The sequence below is a fragment of the Nocardiopsis changdeensis genome (genome assembly GCF_018316655.1).
Classification (GTDB): domain Bacteria; phylum Actinomycetota; class Actinomycetes; order Streptosporangiales; family Streptosporangiaceae; genus Nocardiopsis; species Nocardiopsis changdeensis.
The window spans coordinates 6,685,510-6,702,188 of the sequence record NZ_CP074133.1 but is presented as its reverse complement, the minus strand read 5'-3'; the positions used below and the strand labels follow the sequence as shown (position 1 = coordinate 6,702,188).

Annotated in this window: 10 protein-coding genes and 1 tRNA gene; 6 read left to right on the top strand and 5 right to left on the bottom strand. The window is 66.1% G+C overall.

Annotated features, from left to right (window positions below):
- Nucleotides 1–293 precede the first annotated feature (293 nt).
- From KGD84_RS33650 to KGD84_RS30075, 3 genes are all read left to right on the top strand, one after another.
- Nucleotides 294–9,263, top strand: coding sequence for a DNRLRE domain-containing protein (locus KGD84_RS33650; RefSeq protein ID WP_220563688.1), 8,970 nt, complete (start codon nt 294–296; stop codon nt 9,261–9,263).
- A gap of 9 nt (nt 9,264–9,272) precedes the next feature.
- Nucleotides 9,273–9,857 carry a hypothetical protein gene (locus tag KGD84_RS30080; protein ID WP_220563687.1) on the top strand — a complete coding sequence of 195 codons (585 nt, stop codon included), beginning with the start codon at nt 9,273–9,275 and terminating at the stop codon, nt 9,855–9,857.
- A gap of 120 nt (nt 9,858–9,977) precedes the next feature.
- The gene (locus KGD84_RS30075; RefSeq protein ID WP_220563686.1) at nt 9,978–10,187 is read left to right on the top strand and encodes a hypothetical protein; all 210 of its coding nucleotides are present in this window, start codon (nt 9,978–9,980) and stop codon (nt 10,185–10,187) included.
- A 156-nt stretch (nt 10,188–10,343) separates the two neighbouring features.
- On the opposite strand, the gene KGD84_RS30070 is transcribed toward KGD84_RS30075, so the two are convergent.
- Nucleotides 10,344–11,108, bottom strand: coding sequence for a transposase family protein (locus KGD84_RS30070; protein WP_220563685.1), 765 nt, complete (start codon nt 11,106–11,108; stop codon nt 10,344–10,346).
- 333 nt (nt 11,109–11,441) lie between these two features.
- Between KGD84_RS30070 and KGD84_RS30065 the strand changes: the two genes are divergently transcribed.
- Nucleotides 11,442–11,509: transfer RNA gene (locus tag KGD84_RS30065), tRNA-Lys, on the top strand.
- Nucleotides 11,510–11,839: 330 nt separating this feature from the next.
- Here the strand turns inward: KGD84_RS30065 and KGD84_RS30060 are convergent.
- From KGD84_RS30060 to KGD84_RS30050, 3 genes are all read right to left on the bottom strand, one after another.
- Nucleotides 11,840–12,361, bottom strand: a complete 522-nt coding sequence (locus KGD84_RS30060) for a hypothetical protein (RefSeq protein ID WP_220563684.1) — start codon at nt 12,359–12,361, stop codon at nt 11,840–11,842.
- 87 nt (nt 12,362–12,448) lie between these two features.
- Complete coding sequence (locus tag KGD84_RS30055) at nt 12,449–13,249, bottom strand: hypothetical protein (protein WP_255647129.1); 801 nt, start codon at nt 13,247–13,249, stop codon at nt 12,449–12,451.
- 340 nt (nt 13,250–13,589) lie between these two features.
- Nucleotides 13,590–14,369: a GntR family transcriptional regulator gene (locus KGD84_RS30050; protein ID WP_220563682.1), complete on the bottom strand. Its 780-nt coding sequence runs from the start codon at nt 14,367–14,369 to the stop codon at nt 13,590–13,592.
- A gap of 30 nt (nt 14,370–14,399) precedes the next feature.
- Between KGD84_RS30050 and KGD84_RS30045 the strand changes: the two genes are divergently transcribed.
- Both KGD84_RS30045 and KGD84_RS30040 read left to right on the top strand, forming a co-directional pair.
- Nucleotides 14,400–14,855, top strand: a complete 456-nt coding sequence (locus KGD84_RS30045; RefSeq protein WP_255646873.1) for an NUDIX hydrolase — start codon at nt 14,400–14,402, stop codon at nt 14,853–14,855.
- A gap of 141 nt (nt 14,856–14,996) precedes the next feature.
- The gene (locus KGD84_RS30040; protein WP_220563680.1) at nt 14,997–15,176 is read left to right on the top strand and encodes a DUF397 domain-containing protein; all 180 of its coding nucleotides are present in this window, start codon (nt 14,997–14,999) and stop codon (nt 15,174–15,176) included.
- 56 nt (nt 15,177–15,232) lie between these two features.
- On the opposite strand, the gene KGD84_RS30035 is transcribed toward KGD84_RS30040, so the two are convergent.
- Complete coding sequence (locus KGD84_RS30035; protein WP_220563679.1) at nt 15,233–15,709, bottom strand: TrmO family methyltransferase domain-containing protein; 477 nt, start codon at nt 15,707–15,709, stop codon at nt 15,233–15,235.
- Nucleotides 15,710–16,679 lie beyond the last annotated feature (970 nt).

Below are 16,679 nucleotides of genomic sequence, written 5' to 3'. Positions count from 1 at the left end.
ATGTTTTCATAACTATGCAAATGTTCGATACGTTATTCAAAAGTTGTGGTTGGTTTACGCGGTTAGCCCTAATATGTCCGGGTTCTAGTAGGGCCGACCGCGTTGTTCTCCTTGCCGCGGTCGGCCTGTTGCTGTCGCATCGCAAGTGAAGGAGCGTCGTGCACGCGTCGCACCATGGCGGAACCCTGAGCCGTCGGATCTGGTCCTCGACCCTGGCCGGTGCCGTCGCTCTTTCCCTGGTGGCCAGCGTCTTGGCGCAACCGGCCTGGGGGCAGGGCGCCTCCGGAGCCCTCGTGCCCGCACAGATCCCTTCAGGACCCGAACAGCTCGGCGGCGACGCCTCTGGCCGCGACCACGAGGTACCAGCCGAGCACAGCGATGCCAACGGCGGCAACGCCCTCGACGCCGCTGACCTCCAAACCGACAACGACGCCCTGCCGCTGGCCGGGGGAACCACCCCCTTCACGCCGGTCTCCCCGGACATCGATCCCCAGGAACTCACCGACCAGACCCAGGAGATGGTCGAGACCACCCCTGCCGGTGAGGGGTTCGACCCGGAGCAGAGCCAGGAACTGGTCGACGAGCGCACCCGGTGGACCAAGGAGTACGAGAACACCGACGGCACCACCACCACGCTCCTCTACACCGATCCGGTCCACGCCCGAGACGAGAACGGCACCTGGCAGGAGATCGACACGACCCTGGTCCCCAAGACCCCGGCAGCCGGCGACCCGGCAACGGGGAACGAAGGAGACCTCCTCGGCATGGCCGTTGAGGAGACCGACCTCACCCTCTCCACCGACGGTGACGCCCCGGAACTGGTCACGCTCGGCGTCACCGAGAACGGTGGGCACAGCCTCGCCTTCGGCCTGGAAGAAGCAGCTCCCGTCACCGGCCAAGCCCAGGACGACACCATCCTGTACGAGAACGTGCGCCCCGATGCGGACCTCGAACTGCAGGCCGCCCCCGGCATGGTCAAAGAGACCATCATTCTCAACTCCGCGGACGCTCCCCGCGAGTGGACCTTCCCCCTTGAACTGAACGGCCTGACCCCGGAACTGGACGACCAGGGCGCAGTGGTCTTCTCCGACACCGACGGCCAAGCCCAGGCCGTGATCCCCACCGGGTGGATGGAGGACTCCTCCTTCAATGAGGAGACCGGCGGCCCCGCCATGTCCGGTGACGTGAGCTACCGGGTGGAGGAGAAGGACGGCGACTGGTCCCTGGTCGTGGTGCTCGACGACACCTGGCTGGACGACCCCGACCGTGTTTACCCCGTCCAGGTGGACCCCAGCGTCGCCGACATCGACACCAACGGTGACTCCTATGTCCAGAACGACTGGCCCACCACCAACTACGGCGGAGACGACGAGCTCAAGATCGGCAGTTACGACGGCAGCACCCGGGCGATCAGCTACCTGCGCTTCGGTGACGTCAACAGCCAGCTGAAGAACCGCTACATCCTCAACGCCGACCTGGTCCTGTTCAACCACTGGTCCGCGAACTGCTCGCCCCGCCAGATGAGGGTCCACCAGATCACCGAGTCCTGGTCGGCGTCCACCGTCACCTGGAACAACCGCCCCTCCAGCTCCGGTACCGCGGTGGCCACCGACTCCTTCTCCCACGGTGAGAGCTGCAGTGGCGCCAAGTGGGAGACCGTCGACCTCGGCAAGAAGGGCGTGGACCTGGTCCAGGACTGGGTTGAAGGGTCGGTCACCAACCACGGCCTGTCGTTGCAGGCCGACTTCGACAACACCAACGCCTGGAAGCGTTTCGGTAGCCGCCAGTCCGCCAACCAGCCCTACCTCGCCATCACCCACAGCGAGTGGGGTGCCTCCTACGACGTCGGCTCACTGACCGAACCGGTCACCGGAGGCCAGGGTGGCGAGGTCAGTGTCACCGTCACCAACCTCGGCAGCCAGGACTGGGAACCCCAGGGGTGGAACGAGTTCCGCCTGGGTACCCGGGTCCGGGATAAGGCCACCGGCGAGCTCTTGGACGCGGTGGCGTTCACCCGCCTCAACGAGCGCCTCACCCCCAATGACTCGGCGACCCTCGACGCCCGCATCCCGCCGCTGCCGCCGGGTGAGTACCTCCTCAACTTCGATATGCAAAGGCTCCAGGACCAGCGCTGGCTCTCCAGCGAATCGGTCCCGGTGACCACGGTCACCGTCACCTCCCAGGACGTGGGGCCGCGTATCAACGACATCTACCCCCGACCCGGGGCCCAGGTGGGCAGCCTCACTCCCACCCTATTCGCCGAGGGCGAGAGCATCGACGACTGGCCGGCCGACGCCACGGTGGAGTACTGGTTCGAGGTCTGCGCCGACAACGACGGCGAACCGGGTGAGTGCGTCAACTCCACCTGGCAGGATGACCGCACCTGGGTGGTCCCCGAGGGCACCCTGGCCTGGGGCGAGCAGTTCCTCTGGCGTGTCCGCACCCGCGAGGGCACCACAGCCAGTCCGATCAGCCCCTATTACCCCTTCGTCACCGCGGTGGAGCAGCCCGCCATCACCTCCCATCTGGGCGGTGTCGGGCTCAGCGGCGCAGGACGCGACGTCGACCCGTTGATCGGCAACCACACCCTCACCGACACCGACGCCGAGGTCGCGGCTGTCGGACCCGCGCTCGGCATCCAGCGCACCTACAACAGCCGTGACCCGCGCACCGACAACGTCTTCGGCGCCGGCTGGAGCACCCGCTTCGACATGCGTGTCAGTCCCGACGACGACGGCACCGGCAACGTTGTGGTCACCTACCCCCACGGCCAGCAGGTCCGCTTCGGCCAGAACCCCGACGGCACCTACGCACCGCCCTTCGGTAGTTTCGCCACGCTCACCTCCACCGACGGGGGCGGCTGGCGTCTGACCGACAAGAACCAGACCGGGTACGTCTTCGACGCCTCCGGCCAGGTTGTGGAGATCACCGACTTCCGCGACCGCACCCAGCACCTGGAATACGCCTCCGACGGCACCCTGGCCAGCGTCACCAACCCTGGCGGACGCACGCTCCACTTCACCTGGGAGAACGGCCGGGTCGCCAGCGTCAGCACCGAGCCGCCCCAGACCGACGCCGCACCTTTGACGTGGACCTACACCTACGAGGGTGAGCGGCTCGTCCAGGTCTGCGGCCCTGAGGACACCGACGGTGCCTGCACGCGCTACACCTACACCGACGGATCCCACTACCTGACGGTCGTGCGCGACGCGGGCCCCGTCGCCTACTGGCGCCTGGGCGAAGCCGAAGGCTCCACCGAGGCTGACAACGACCTGCTGCTGGACCACGACCGCCACACCGGCGTCTACCACGACGTCCAGCTCGGGACCGGCGGTGCCCTGCAGGGCAGCCCGGAGAGCGCCGCGACCTTCAACGGCACCTCCTCGCACCTGCGCCTGTCCGACTGGCTGGTGGGACAGACCCCCTACCTGACCGTTGAGATGTGGTTCCGCACCGACGCCCACGGTGTGCTGTTCAGCTACCAGCAGCAGGCACTGGACGAGGCCATCACCGGCACCGCCACACCCGCCCTGTACGTCGGCACCGATGGCAGGCTCCGCGGCCAGTTCTGGAACGGCACGGTCGCACCGATCACCACCGACCAGGCCGTCAACGACGGCGCCTGGCACCACGTCGCCCTCACCGCGGCAGGCGACCGCCAGTCCCTGTACCTGGACGGCGCCAAGGTCGGCGGCCTCACCGGTGCCATCACCCAGGACGACCAGCGCTACGTCTACGCCGGCGCCGGTTCCTGGTCCAACTGGCCGGGCAGCGAAGGCGACATCTCCCACTTCACCGGCGACCTCGACGAGATCGCCGTGTACAACCGTCCCCTAGGCGCCCAGACCGTGGCCGAACACCACGCCGCGGGCACCCTCTCCCAGAAGCTGACCCAGGCCACCCTGCCCAGCGGCCGCGTGCACACCACCATCGAGCACGACACCGCCCACGACCGCGTCCGCTCCTACACTGATGCCAACGGCGCCACCTACCGCCTCTCCGACCACACCCTCACCGGTGCGAACGGAACCCCGACCGGCGACGACGAGGAAGTGCCCGAGACGGAGAGCACCGTCACCGTCAAGGTCACCGACCCCGACGACCGGACCTCCAGCTACACCTACGACCCCCTCAACGGACACCGCCTCATCTCCCAGACCGACGTGTCCGGCAACACCGCCGCCTTCGCCTACGACACCGGCGGGTTCCTCGCCGCCACCACGGCACCGGACGGCACCGTCACCCGGGCCGGGCATGACGAACGCGGCAACAAGATCTCCCAGACCACCTGCCGCGACGCCTCCGACCCGGACTCCTGCTCCACGTCCTACTACGGGTTCCACCTCAACGCCGACGACCCGCTGGACCCGCGCAACGACCAGCTGACCGTCGAACGCGACGCCCGCTCCACCGGAGCCGACGACGACACCTACGCGACGGTCCACACCTACAACGCCTTCGGCGACCGCATCGCCACCACGACCCCGGCCACACCGGACTTCCCCCAGGGCCGGGAGACCTCCCAGACCTTCACCGACGGCACCGAGACCGCCGTCGGCGGCGGCACCGTGCCCGCAGGTCTGCTGCTCACCTCCACCGACCCCCGCGGGGCCGTCACCTCACGGGAGTACTACGCCACCGGCGACCTGGCCCGGGTGACCGCACCCAACGGCCTGATCACCGAGTACACCTACGACACCCTGGGCCGGGAAGTCTCCGCCACCGTCATCACCGACGACCACCCCGAAGGCATCACCACCACCCGCAACTACGACGGCGATTCCCGGGTGACCACCGAAACCGGTCCGGCCACCGTCAACGCCGTCACCGAAACCTCCCACCAGGCCTCGGTCTCCTACACCTACGACCCCGACGGCCTGCCCCTCACCGAGACCGTCACCGACCTGGGTGACACCGACCAGGTGCGCACCACCACCCGCACCTACGACGACCACGGCCGCCTGGCCTCGGTCACCGACCCCGAAGGCCAGACGGAGACCTACACCTACGACACCTACGGCAACCAGCACACCCGCACCATGTCCGGCGGAGACACCTTCCGCTACGAGTACACGCCCACCGGTGACCTGGCCGAAGTCGTCCTCACCGGCTACACCGGACATCCTGCAGACCCTCAGCCCGCCACCGACGTCGTTCTGGACTCCTACGCCTACGACCCCGTGGGTCGCACGGCCGAACACACCGACGCGATGGGCCGCACCACCCGCTACACCTACTACGACGACGGCCTCCCCGCACAGGAGATCCGCGTCGGGTTCCGCGAGGAGGACGGGTCCACCCGCGACATCGTTCTAGCCGACCGCGCCTACGATGCCGCGGGCAACCTGACCCGGGAGAGCACCGGTAACGGGACCGTCACCACCACCTACACGGTCGACGCCGCCAACCGCATCACCGCCCTGGTCCTGGACCCCGACGGGCTCGCCCGACGCACCACCTACACCTACGACGCCGGGGGAGAGGTCCTCACCGAGACCCGCACCGGCGCCGGTGGCACACGCACCGAGACCTCCACCTACGAACGGGACATCACCGGAGCCTGGACCAGCCACACCATCGAGAACGGCGACCAGGACCTCACCCTCACCCGAACCCTGGACCAGCGGGGCCTGGCACTGACCGAGACCACCCCCGGCGGTGCGACCGTCCACCACACCTACGACGCCCTCGGCCGACCGGTCGCCACCCAGAGCCCCTCGGTGACCATTGAGGAATGGTCCGCCGAAGCCGTCACCGGCCGCCCCACCACCCTCGTGGGCTACAACGCCTTCGGTGAGGCCACCCACGAGAAGGACGCCCAGGGACAGATCACCCGCACCTCCTACGACGGTGCGGGGCGCCCTGTGTCGGTCACGCTCGCGGACTACACCCCGCCCGGCTCCTCCACCGCCCTGACCCCGACCCTCACCACCACCTACAACACCGCCGGGCACATCGCCTCCGAGACCGACCCGGCCGGCGGCGTCACCACCTACACCTACGACCAGCTCGGCAACATCGCCACCCTCACCGAACCCGCACCCCGCCAGGGCGAAGACGCCCCGGTCACCACCTACACCCACGACCTACTGGGCGAGCAGCTCTCCGTCACCGACCCGACCGGCGCCCGCACCGAGGCCACCTACGACGACCTGGGCCGCCAGATCACCCTGACGCAGATCGAGCGCCACTCCGCCCCCGGCGCCCACACCACCCGCCTCGCCTACGACGACGCGGGCAACCTCACCTCGACCACCACACCCTCCGGCACGGTCGCCACCGCCACCTTCAACGCCGCAGCACAACCGGTCACGGAGACCGACCCCGCCGGACTGACCACCTCCTACACCTACGGGCCAACAGGGCTGGCCGCCGCGGTCACCCACCCCGACGGCACCACGCTGCGCACCACCTACGACGGTGCGGGACGCGCCACCGCCACCACGGCCGAGGACGCCTCCGGCACCACCCTGGCCACCACCAGCACCCGTTACGACGCCGACTCCAACCCCGTCGCCATCACCGACCCCCTGGGCCACACCACCACCCAGGAATACGACCTTCTCGGAAGACTGACCACCCTTACCGAGCCCGTCGACGACACCACCTCCATCACCACCACGTTCGGCTACGACGCCGCGAGCAACCGCACCCGCCTCACTGACGGACGCGGCAACACCACCTGGTACACCTTCACTACCCACGGGCTCCTGGAATCGGTGATCGAACCGGCCACCGACGCCCACCCCGACCTGGCCGACCGCACCTGGACCACCGTCTACGACGTCGCGGGCAACCCGGTGGAGGAACGCCAGCCCGGCGGGGTCGTCCAGCAGCGAACCTTCGACGCCCTGGGCCGCATCACCCAGGTCAGCGGCAGCGGAGCCGAGGCCGAGACCCAGACCGACACCTTCGCCTACGACCTGGTCGGCCGCCCGACCCGGGCCGGATCGGCCACCTACACCTACGACGACCGCGGCAACCTGCTCACCGCAGCCGGCAGCTCAGGGGAGGCGTCCTTCTCCTACGACATCGAAGGGCGGATGACCCAGCGCACCGACGCGGCCGGAACCACCACCTTCGCCTACGACGACGCGGGACGGGTGAGCGCCATCGGAGACCCGCTCACCGGAGTGGAGCACCGCTACGCCTATGACAGTGCGGGACGCCTGGGCACCATCACCTACGGAGCCGACCCGGCCCCGCAGCGCTCGTTCACCTACGACGCCCAGGGGCGCCTGCTCACCGACACCACCCTCACCCTGGGCCCGGTGCCGACCCTGTCCACCGCCTACACCTACGACAAGGCCGGACAGGTCACCGGCAGGACCACCGCCGGTATCGCCGGGGAGGGCGAGCACACCTACACCTATGACCATGCCGGGCGTCTGACCAGTTGGACCGCACCCGACGATACGGTCACCGACTACACCTGGGACGCCGCGGGCAACCGCACCTCCGCTGGTGAGGACAGCGCCGTCTACGACGAGCGCAACCGCTTGATCAGCGGGGCCGGGACCGATTACTCCTGGACCGCCCGTGGCACTTTGGCCGAAACCACGGACGTCGACGGAACCGTCACGGCCTTCACGCACGACGCCCGTGGCCGGATGATCACCGATGGGGACACCACCTACTTCTACGACGGCCTGAACCGGCTCATTCAGCGCGGCGGCGACAAGATCCTCTACGCGGACCAGGCCAACGACCCGGTCTCCGTGGCAGGGGAGCTCATCGCCCGGGACCTGGCCGGATCACCGTTGTCCACCAGCACCGGTGGCAGTGCTGGGCTGGTCACCATAGCCGACCAGCACGGCGATGTCATCGCAGGGCTTGACCCCGCTACCGGAGCGATCACCGGGTCGCGCACCTACGCGCCGTTCGGCGAGGTCACCCAGGAGGACGGGGCCACCGGTTCACTCGGCTACCAGGGCGAGTTCACCGACCCGGAGACCGGGCGGGTGAACATGCACGCCCGCTGGTACGACCCGGCGACGGGCGGGTTCGCCTCCCGGGACAGCTGGACCCTCAACCCGGTCCCGTCGGTACAAGCGAACCGGTACACCTACGCCAACGGTTCCCCGCTGAACTTCACCGACCCCAGTGGGCATTGGCCTGACGTTATCCCGGATAAGTACACCGATCACATTGACGAAGAGCTTCGTCGGCTTTCTCAGAAAATGGAGAGGTATCTCAAAAGGCAGGCGAGGAAAGCCGCAGCAAGAGCCGCAGCCGCAGCCGGAGTTGCTGCCGGAGTGAAGGCAGCCGTTGTTGGTGGCCTTGCTGGTCTTATCGTGGTTCTCACGCCTGGAACTTTGGCAGATGGCACCTGTCGCAATCTCTGCTACGGGAATAAGGATTTCCCTGGCCTGGGTTACGGTGGCAAGGGTTTCTGCCGTTCCTGCTATGGGAATAAGCCCACGTGGGTCCCAAACCCTTCTGGAGGCGGCTACTACTACTGGGATGGCAATGGAGGCGGTTTCGTTGTTGCGGCTCCTCCGCCCCCGCCCCCGTGGAAGGCAATCCTTGCAGCGGTCCTGGCCACTGCGTACGAACGGCCCACTACTGAGGCAACCACAGACTCGGGCCACGACCAATTTGTTGACGACTCATTCACTCGTGCCGTAAAGGATCTGGGGCTAAATGAAAAGCAACTGAAGGACTACTTTAAACACTTCCCAATTATTCTCACTGATGCGGATCGTCGTCGAGAATTTAGCGATCTCTTGGGGGGGTGGGATGAGCAGCCCGGAAACTGCCTTCAGGGCAATGAATCATGGGTCTATTATCACCCCCTCGACTCTCAGGGGAGAGCCACTGGCGTCACGGCATGCTTGAGTGCTGACCAAATCGACTACAGGGGTCGCGGCAGGAAAAAGGACCCAAATAAGTCGACGGAGATCATTGGTGGAGACACTGATCGCGGTAGGGGTAGCGAAAAAACCAATCCGGCCGGATGGCAGCATCTCGACGGAGAAAGAGGATTTGCTCGAGGTCACCTTCTCGCTCGTGAACTTGGTGGTACAGGCAGAGACAGGCGTAACCTTGTAAAGATGTATACTGCGGCTAACTCGGGCGTGATGGCGCAGTATGAGCATGTAGTGAGGAGGCGGCTCGATGCAGGGGAGCGCGTATTTTACGTTTCTGTCCCTAACTATGAAGGAAACAACCCCGTTCCGGAGACCATCGACCTGTATGCTGTGGGCGATCGGGGTTTCTATGCTCAATGGACTGTGTACAACACCCCTACGGGAATGCCTTAAGGAGGATTCGTGAAGGTGACGATTTCGCAACTGGCATCAGACGCAGGACTGGAGGGGCCTCGCCGATACAAGGTGGATTGGGGAAGGGCGGAAGCCGAGTTGGGAACTTCTCTGCCATCGGATTACAAGGAGTACGTATATTGGTTTGGCCCGGGGAGCTTCGAGGAGTATCTCTATATTTGCATCCCTGGTGTCGAAAATAGCGTCACGGAATTGGGTTCTCGATTGAAGGATGAGGGAAAATTAAGCGATTTTCGTAAAAAAATCAACCCCGACTCACCACGACCTTACTCGCTATTTCCTGAGGTGGGTGGGTGGCTGCCTTGGGGTTTCACTATTGATGGGGATGCTTTGTACTGGGTCACGTCGCCGGGTGATCCCAACGCGTGGACTGTAGCGGCGTCGTCGCGCGCCGACGATCTGGCTCACTTCAATGGTGGATTCTCCCAGTATTTGTATTCTTATATTTGGAACACTGGGGAGATGGAGTTCTTCGACGAAACCGATAGTCAAATTCCAATTCCTTTTGAGGCGAGCGATGGAAAATGGAGGGGGGGAGGGGAGCGCTTGTCTGAATATGGCTACTTTGAATGATGATGGAAATTATTTTTTGATCTGGCTTGACTTTGGTAATTTTTTGCTACGGACGATGTCTTCGGCTCCTATGGCGTCTACCGTCCGGGCGGGCAGGGTCTGGTCCGTTGGGGCATATCGATGACGGCCGCGGAGTTCTGCTGGGCCGCTGACGCCGAGACTCCGCCGGAGGACTGGCCGGTGGTGGCGAGAGAGGAGGCCGATGACTGGCAGCTCCTGACGATGTCGGCATCGGAGTGTCTCTTCCGTGTCCTGACCGATGCCACCTTTGAGGACTACACCATCGCGGACATGGTGGACCCTCCGTTCTTCACGCCATATGAGGCGTAGCAAGGAATGCCGACCTGTGCTGTGGTAGCGCTTGTATCTCACACTAAACCGGTGCTCACTGGTCGGTTTCAATTGCTCGTGGTCGGACTGTTGTGAGTGTTCACCGAGTACGGAAATGGCCGCTTCCTCATCGGTTTTCCGGGTAGTGAGCCTTTTTCATCCTGCTTCTCGGAGCTGAAGGACCAGCACCGCGCGGGTGATCTGGCCAGCGCGCTGCGGACAGCAGCGTAGGCGGCGCAGGATGTCCCACTGCTTGAGCTGGGCGATTGCGCGCTCGCCCGGCGAGCGGAGCTTGGCGTGTTCGGAGTTGGCCTCCTTCTTCCACTGCGGCTTGCCCCGCCCTTTGAACGGGCAGAACACCACGTCCGAGAGCCCCACGTATCCCTTGTCGCCCAGGCCGAGCAGTCCTGCGGCTCTGATGCGATCGGCGATCCTCCAGACCCGGGCGGCCCGGGTGTCGTGCACCGCCCCGGGCAGCGACCAGGACGTCCACAGGGGTTCACCGTCGGGGGCTGCGACGATCTGGATGTTCATGCCGTGCTGTTTGTGCTTGCCGGAGTAGAACGGGCGGTCGGCCGCCAGACGGTCGCAGGCGATCAGCGTGCCGTCCACGATCACGTATCCCCAGCCCTTGCGGCGGGCGCGGCGCAGTCCTTGCTCCAGGGTGGGCGCCTGGGCGGCGAGCAGGGCCGTGGTCTCGTGCACGTAGCGCCAGGCGGTGGTGGTGCCGACACCGAAACCGGCCGCGACCTGGGCGAACGGTTCGCCCTTGTGCAGGTGGACCAGGACGAGCAGGGCCTGGGTGGCCGGGTCGAGGCGGCGCCATCGAGAACCGGTGTTCTTGCGGTGGGTTCGGATGGTGCGGGCGGCCAGGTTCAGGGTCCGGCGTGACAGGGGTAGCGCGGCACGGTAGAACAGCATGTGGAGCCTCTGGTGGGGCGGGTTTTCTTGGTCGTTAATCCATCTACCAGGGGCTTCTTGCTGTCAGGGGTGCTCAGGGTGAGCTGGTACGAGGCTGCGACCTGCACGTTCAGGATGAAAAAGGCTCAGTGACCCCATCGGAAACGGAACAGGCAAGGGTTTGCAGCGGATGTGCTGACCTGGCCCCCATGGATTTGGTCCGTGGCTCGGGAGGTGGGGCGGTTGCTCGGTGATTGCTCCGGTGCTGGGGGACAGGGCGGTCTCCCGTGGTCCCGGGTGGTCCTATGTGGTGTTGGCGCTGTGGGGTGGCGGGGGAGCTATCGGGGCGTGGTGGGGCGTATCGCCGTGGTGGGAGCGGACTTTTAATCCGTGGGTTCAGGGTTCGAGCCCCTGGGGGCCTACCCACAAAACCCCAGTTCAGAGCCCCGGTTTCGATCCCCGATCCGGGGTTTTCCCGTCCCCGACACCCGCCGATCGCTCCGGACACGCTCCGCTGTCTTCGCCGTGTCTCTCACCTCACCGAGCATCCTCGCCGCACGCTCCTCCTCCGCGATCGCTTCCATGTTGTCCTCGCTCCGCCCTGCGCGAAGAGGGACCGCCCGCTCGGGTATGTGCCTGGATTGCGAAAGGCCCATTCGCAGTGGCTTGAGCTGCACCGATGAACTGGAGGGGGACGTTCCGATGGGGCCGCTCGCGGGCGGAACTGTAAGTCCATCCCGATGAAGGGCGGTTCAGTTCCTCATGGCCAGGTAAGTGCGAATGCGGTCGGCCAGCTCGGCGAACTCGTCCTTCACCGGTTCGGGCTCCACAGTCGAGGGCCTGGCCGGGTAATCGCTCGGCTCGGCCGGTCGCGGTCGGGGAATCATGGCAGGGCCGAGGTAGGGGCGAACCAGTGCTCCGGCGATCTGGTCGGGATCGGCGTCCACCGCATCCTCCGGTTCGAACAATGTGGGGCGGTCGCGGTAGGCCTGCTCCCAGAGGGTCGAGGCTGTGGACGCCCCGGCCGCCCAGATGTTCTGCGCCGGGAAGCCGGGAGGCTCGGCGAGCAGGTCACTGCCTCGCCTACCGTGCCCGGGGTTGCCTCCGGGCGTCGGTGCTGCGGGCAATGCGCGCGGTACTTGGCTGGGACGATCCAATCGAGGGCTGAAGATCGCCGCCAGGGCTGTGGCCAGTAGCGCTGCGGTCAGCGCCCATACGCGCCCGGCCATGCTGTGGCAGGGTCGACGATGGCGGCCGGTAGTAGGGTTTTCCATGGTCTCCTCCTGGTGGTTTCAGGTGGTGATCACGCCCCGGTCCGGTGTTCCAGCACCGGTCGGGGCACCTTCTTTTCTTTGCTCCCGTTACTTGCGGGATGCCGTCAGCGGTGTCGCATGAGTGGTCTGTATCTCCCTTTGGGCTCGGGTTTTGGCTACTCGGGAGGCGATCAGCGCGCGGCTGACACCGAAGCACTCGGCCAGCGCCGCGTAGCTCTCCCCGGCCTCGTGCCGTGCCAGCAGTTCGGTGTCGGGTACCCCCAGGTCCCGGGGCGGGCGGTGTCCGTAGCGGCGCACATGGCCTTCAGCTTTGCGCTGCAATGCTCGGCGCTTGCGCAGCCGGACCAGGTACATCACGTTCTGGTGCCGCGCCCCGGGGCGGTCATAGCCCCAGAGCAGGGACGGGGTCTCGCCCTCGTGCCACAGGGCCAGGAAGGCGCGGCGGGCTCGCCCCAACGTGCGGGTGAAGGCGGCGGGGTCCATGTTCAAGGAGCGTTCGGCGCTGCGCCGGTCCTCGTGCTCGGCCAGAGCGATGAGCACTTCGCGATGAGCGGGTTTCAGGGCGGCCCAGATCTGCGCCAGGGCGAGGCGGTCGACGATGTGGTCCTCGTGGGAGTGGGCCGGCGCCGACGCACTGGTCCAGTAGCGGACGAACGCCCGGGAGAGCAGGGCTTTGTCCTTGCCGCCCAGACCGCGGACCTTGAGATCCTGGTAGTGCTGGGCCTTCATCGCCTTCCACCCGATGGCGATCAGCTCCGTCTCCTCCGGGCGCTCGTGGACGAGATGGAGGTGTTCGGTGATGGCCTCCCACGCGGTCTCCGCGCGGTGCACCGGGTCCATGGCGTCCACCCACCGGCACTCCCGCGCCGCCCATACCGCCAACCGCACCACCTGGAAAGCCGTGTATCCGTGCCCCACCGGGTCATCGGCTCGGGGCGGTGGCAGCAAAGGACCGAACTCACTCGACCCGCGCGGAGCACGCGCGGTCGACCCGCCCCTGCCGACTCCCACCTGTGTCGGTTCGGGGACGCCATCTTCCGTGGCGATCGGTTTCGGCATCGAGACGACGGCAGCGTTCACGGAGCACGCTCCAAGAGGGCCGGGATTGGTGGAAGAGCCATCACATATGTATGTGCCTAACTCATGTACTCATATATATGAGTGTGAGATCAGGTTGCCTCACTCATGTACATGAGTCAACCCCGTTGGCGAAGAACCCGGAAAACCCTCAGTCCACAGCGGGGATGCGGTAGTCGAGCACGAACTGATCCGCCGCCATGATCGTGTCGCACACCTCCACCACACGCCCGGCGGTGGTCACGGCGTTGCGCGTCAGGTGGAAGACCGCGGAACCCGGGCTCAGGCCCAGCGCGCTCGCCTCCTGCTTGGTGGCCAGCCGCGCCCGCACCGTCTCGGTGTACTCGGCGAACTCATGGCCGTGTTCTTCGAGCCGTGCGTAGATCCCGCCACCTCCGGGGTTCTCCTCGAACAACTCCGGGATGTCCCGGGCCACGTCCCACGGCAGGTACGACGTGGCCTCCTCCGTGGGCGTGCCGTCGCTGAAGTACAGGCGTCGGCGGGCCAGGACCTTGTCGCTTTCATCCACGCCCAGGCGCTCCGCGATCTCGGCGGGAACGGGCACCGGGCCGATGGACAGCACCTGCACGGTCGGCTCGACCCCGGCCTGCTCGGTCTCGGCGATGTAGGCGGCCTTACCCGCGCGACGGTGCGAGCGCCGGAACCGGTCGGAGGACTTGCGGGTGACGGGCGGGCGCGACTTCACGAACGAGCCCTTGCCCTGGAAGGTCTCCACCAACCCAACGGTCCGCAACTGGGCGATGGCCTTGCGAACCGTGCCCGCCGAGACGCCGTAGCGCTCCACCAGCACCGTCTCGCTCGGAATCTCCGCTGCCGGAGCCAACCTTCCGGTCGTGATCTGCTCTTCGATGTCGTCCGCGATCTGGAGATACCGGGGCTTACCGGACCGCGCCCCTACAGTGCTCGCCATGGTCCTTCCGTACCTCCTATGCTCCTGTACATGAGTAACAGCACCGGAGACAGGCCGTCAACGCCGCTGCACTCGGTGTCCGTCGCCGGAGCCGTCCTCGACGAGGACGGCCGGTTCCTGGTGATCCGCCGTGCCGACAACGGACGCTGGGAGCTCCCGGGTGGGGTTCTGGAGCTCGCCGAGGCCCCGGAGGACGGCGTGTGCCGGGAGGTCTGGGAGGAGACGGGCATCCACGTCGAGGTGGACCGCCTCACCGGCGTCTACAAGAACACCGCCCGGGGTGTCGTCGCCCTGGTCTTCCGCTGCAAGCCCTCCGGCGGCACAGAGCGCCCCTCCGCGGAATCCACCGAAGTTGCCTGGCTCGCCCCCGCCGAGGTGTCCGAGCGCATGGGCGAGGTCTATGCGGTCCGTTTGCTCGACGCCCTGGACCCCAACACCCCCCACGTCCGCAGCCACGACGGCCAACGTCTGGCCAGAGGTCGGTGACCTCTTGGGACCGCACCGCTGCTGACCGCTTGAACGACAAGGACCACTCAGGCCGGTAGCGCACATGACCAGGCTCCCGTAGCGGTCCCGCGACCTGATTCGGTCCCGGATCGCCGCACTCGACTGAGGAGGGTTTTCCACATGAGCACCCAGAGCCTGCCTTGGCGCAAGTCCAGCTACAGCAACGAGGCCGGGACCTGTGTGGAGGTCTCCGAAGGTCCGGTGACGCGTGTGCGCGACAACCAGAACCTCCACGTGGAGCCGCTGGACTTCACCCCGGGAGCGGGGGCCCACTTCCTCAGAGGCCTGCACACCGACTGACCGCTGGTGCCCGCCGAGGCCGGCTGGCACTGCGCATTCACCGTTGTAACTCGATGCTACGTGTTCGAGCGCTTCTCCCAGTACCGGCTGAGCATTTCTCCGGGCCAGGAAGGCTGGCCGACCTCTCCGCGCGGTCCGAACTCGGTGAACCACGGGGCGATGTCGTAGACCGGAGTGCCGTCGACCGCGTCCAGGTCCTCCACGTGCAGGTCGCGGCCTTCGACGCTCAGCAGGCGGGGGTGGGAGACCGCGATCCTGGCCGGGCGCCGGTGGTTGCGGTGGACGAACGTCCCCGTCTCCGGCCAGGCCGGGTTGTTGCGCGGGTGGCGTGCCCCGAGGTGCACGTCGGCGTCTGAGCCCTTGCTGAAGTGCCACACGACTTCGAGGTGGCTGAACTCCTCCAGGCCCTTCAACGTGTCCAGGGGCAGGTCTTCGTTGAGGCGGATGACGGACCGCACACCGCCCCAGTAGTCGTCACCGACCTCGAACCGGCCGCCGATAATGGTGGCGACGGGGGAGAGCGTGATCTCCACAGGTGTTCCCTTCACACTGGGGGAGAGGCTGGATCAGGGTATATCGCGCAGGATTTCGGCTGCGCGGTGATCGAGCTCGTCGACAGCACGGACGCCCCGGTTCCAGAACGTGTCGAGTATCGACCTCATGGTCCTCATAGTGTTCATCGCCCGGCCGGAGCGCATGCCCTGCATGGAGTCCAGGGTTTGTGACGACGTCGAGCAGGCGGCTTCGATACTGCTCGAACGGACCTTCCAGAGCAGGGATGGCTACTGCGCTCGAGAACTGGTCGACTCCCCCTCGCCGTGGGACAAGGCTCCTGAAGAAGCTCGTGGTCGACTGTGGCCTCGACCGCTCCGAACTTCCCACGGACCTGGAGAAGAGACTCCTCATGGCCATCCGCGCCATCGTTACTGCCTCGCTTGAGCCTGTCCGAAATTGATCAGCTCGCTTCTGCATGGCGGTGAACGGGGATCTCAGGAGTTCACAGATGCAGAGGGCGGGTCATGGGGAGCCGGGCTGTAAGAGGACAGACCGCATCGGTCTGTCGGCAATCCCTGTAGGGCGGAGAAGGCTGACGGCAGAGCGGCTGTTGTGGCCACAACGGGGGTGTTTCTCCGTCCCTCGGCTCGTGTGGCGTTGAGGCAGGAGAACACATGAATGACGGAGTCCCGGCCACCTGCGAGGTGGCCGGGACTCCGTGTCGTGTCCAGAACAAGTCTGGAACGCGTGGCCTTCGTATCGAGACGAGGCCCACCTGAGGTCCCGTCTCCCGGGGTGCGAGGTCTCCAGTCCCGCGCCCTGGGCATCCAGCCGAGCCCTCAAGCGTTTCCGTATTCCCTAAGACGGGAATTCGGTCGACCGAAACCGGCGCAGCGGCCTCGGGTCGACGTGGTGATCTTTCTACCCGGAAGGGCTGGTTTCAAAGATCGGGAACGTCACAACATGGCTTCAGTGCATCGCGGCAACGGTTCTGAACATTTCTGAACG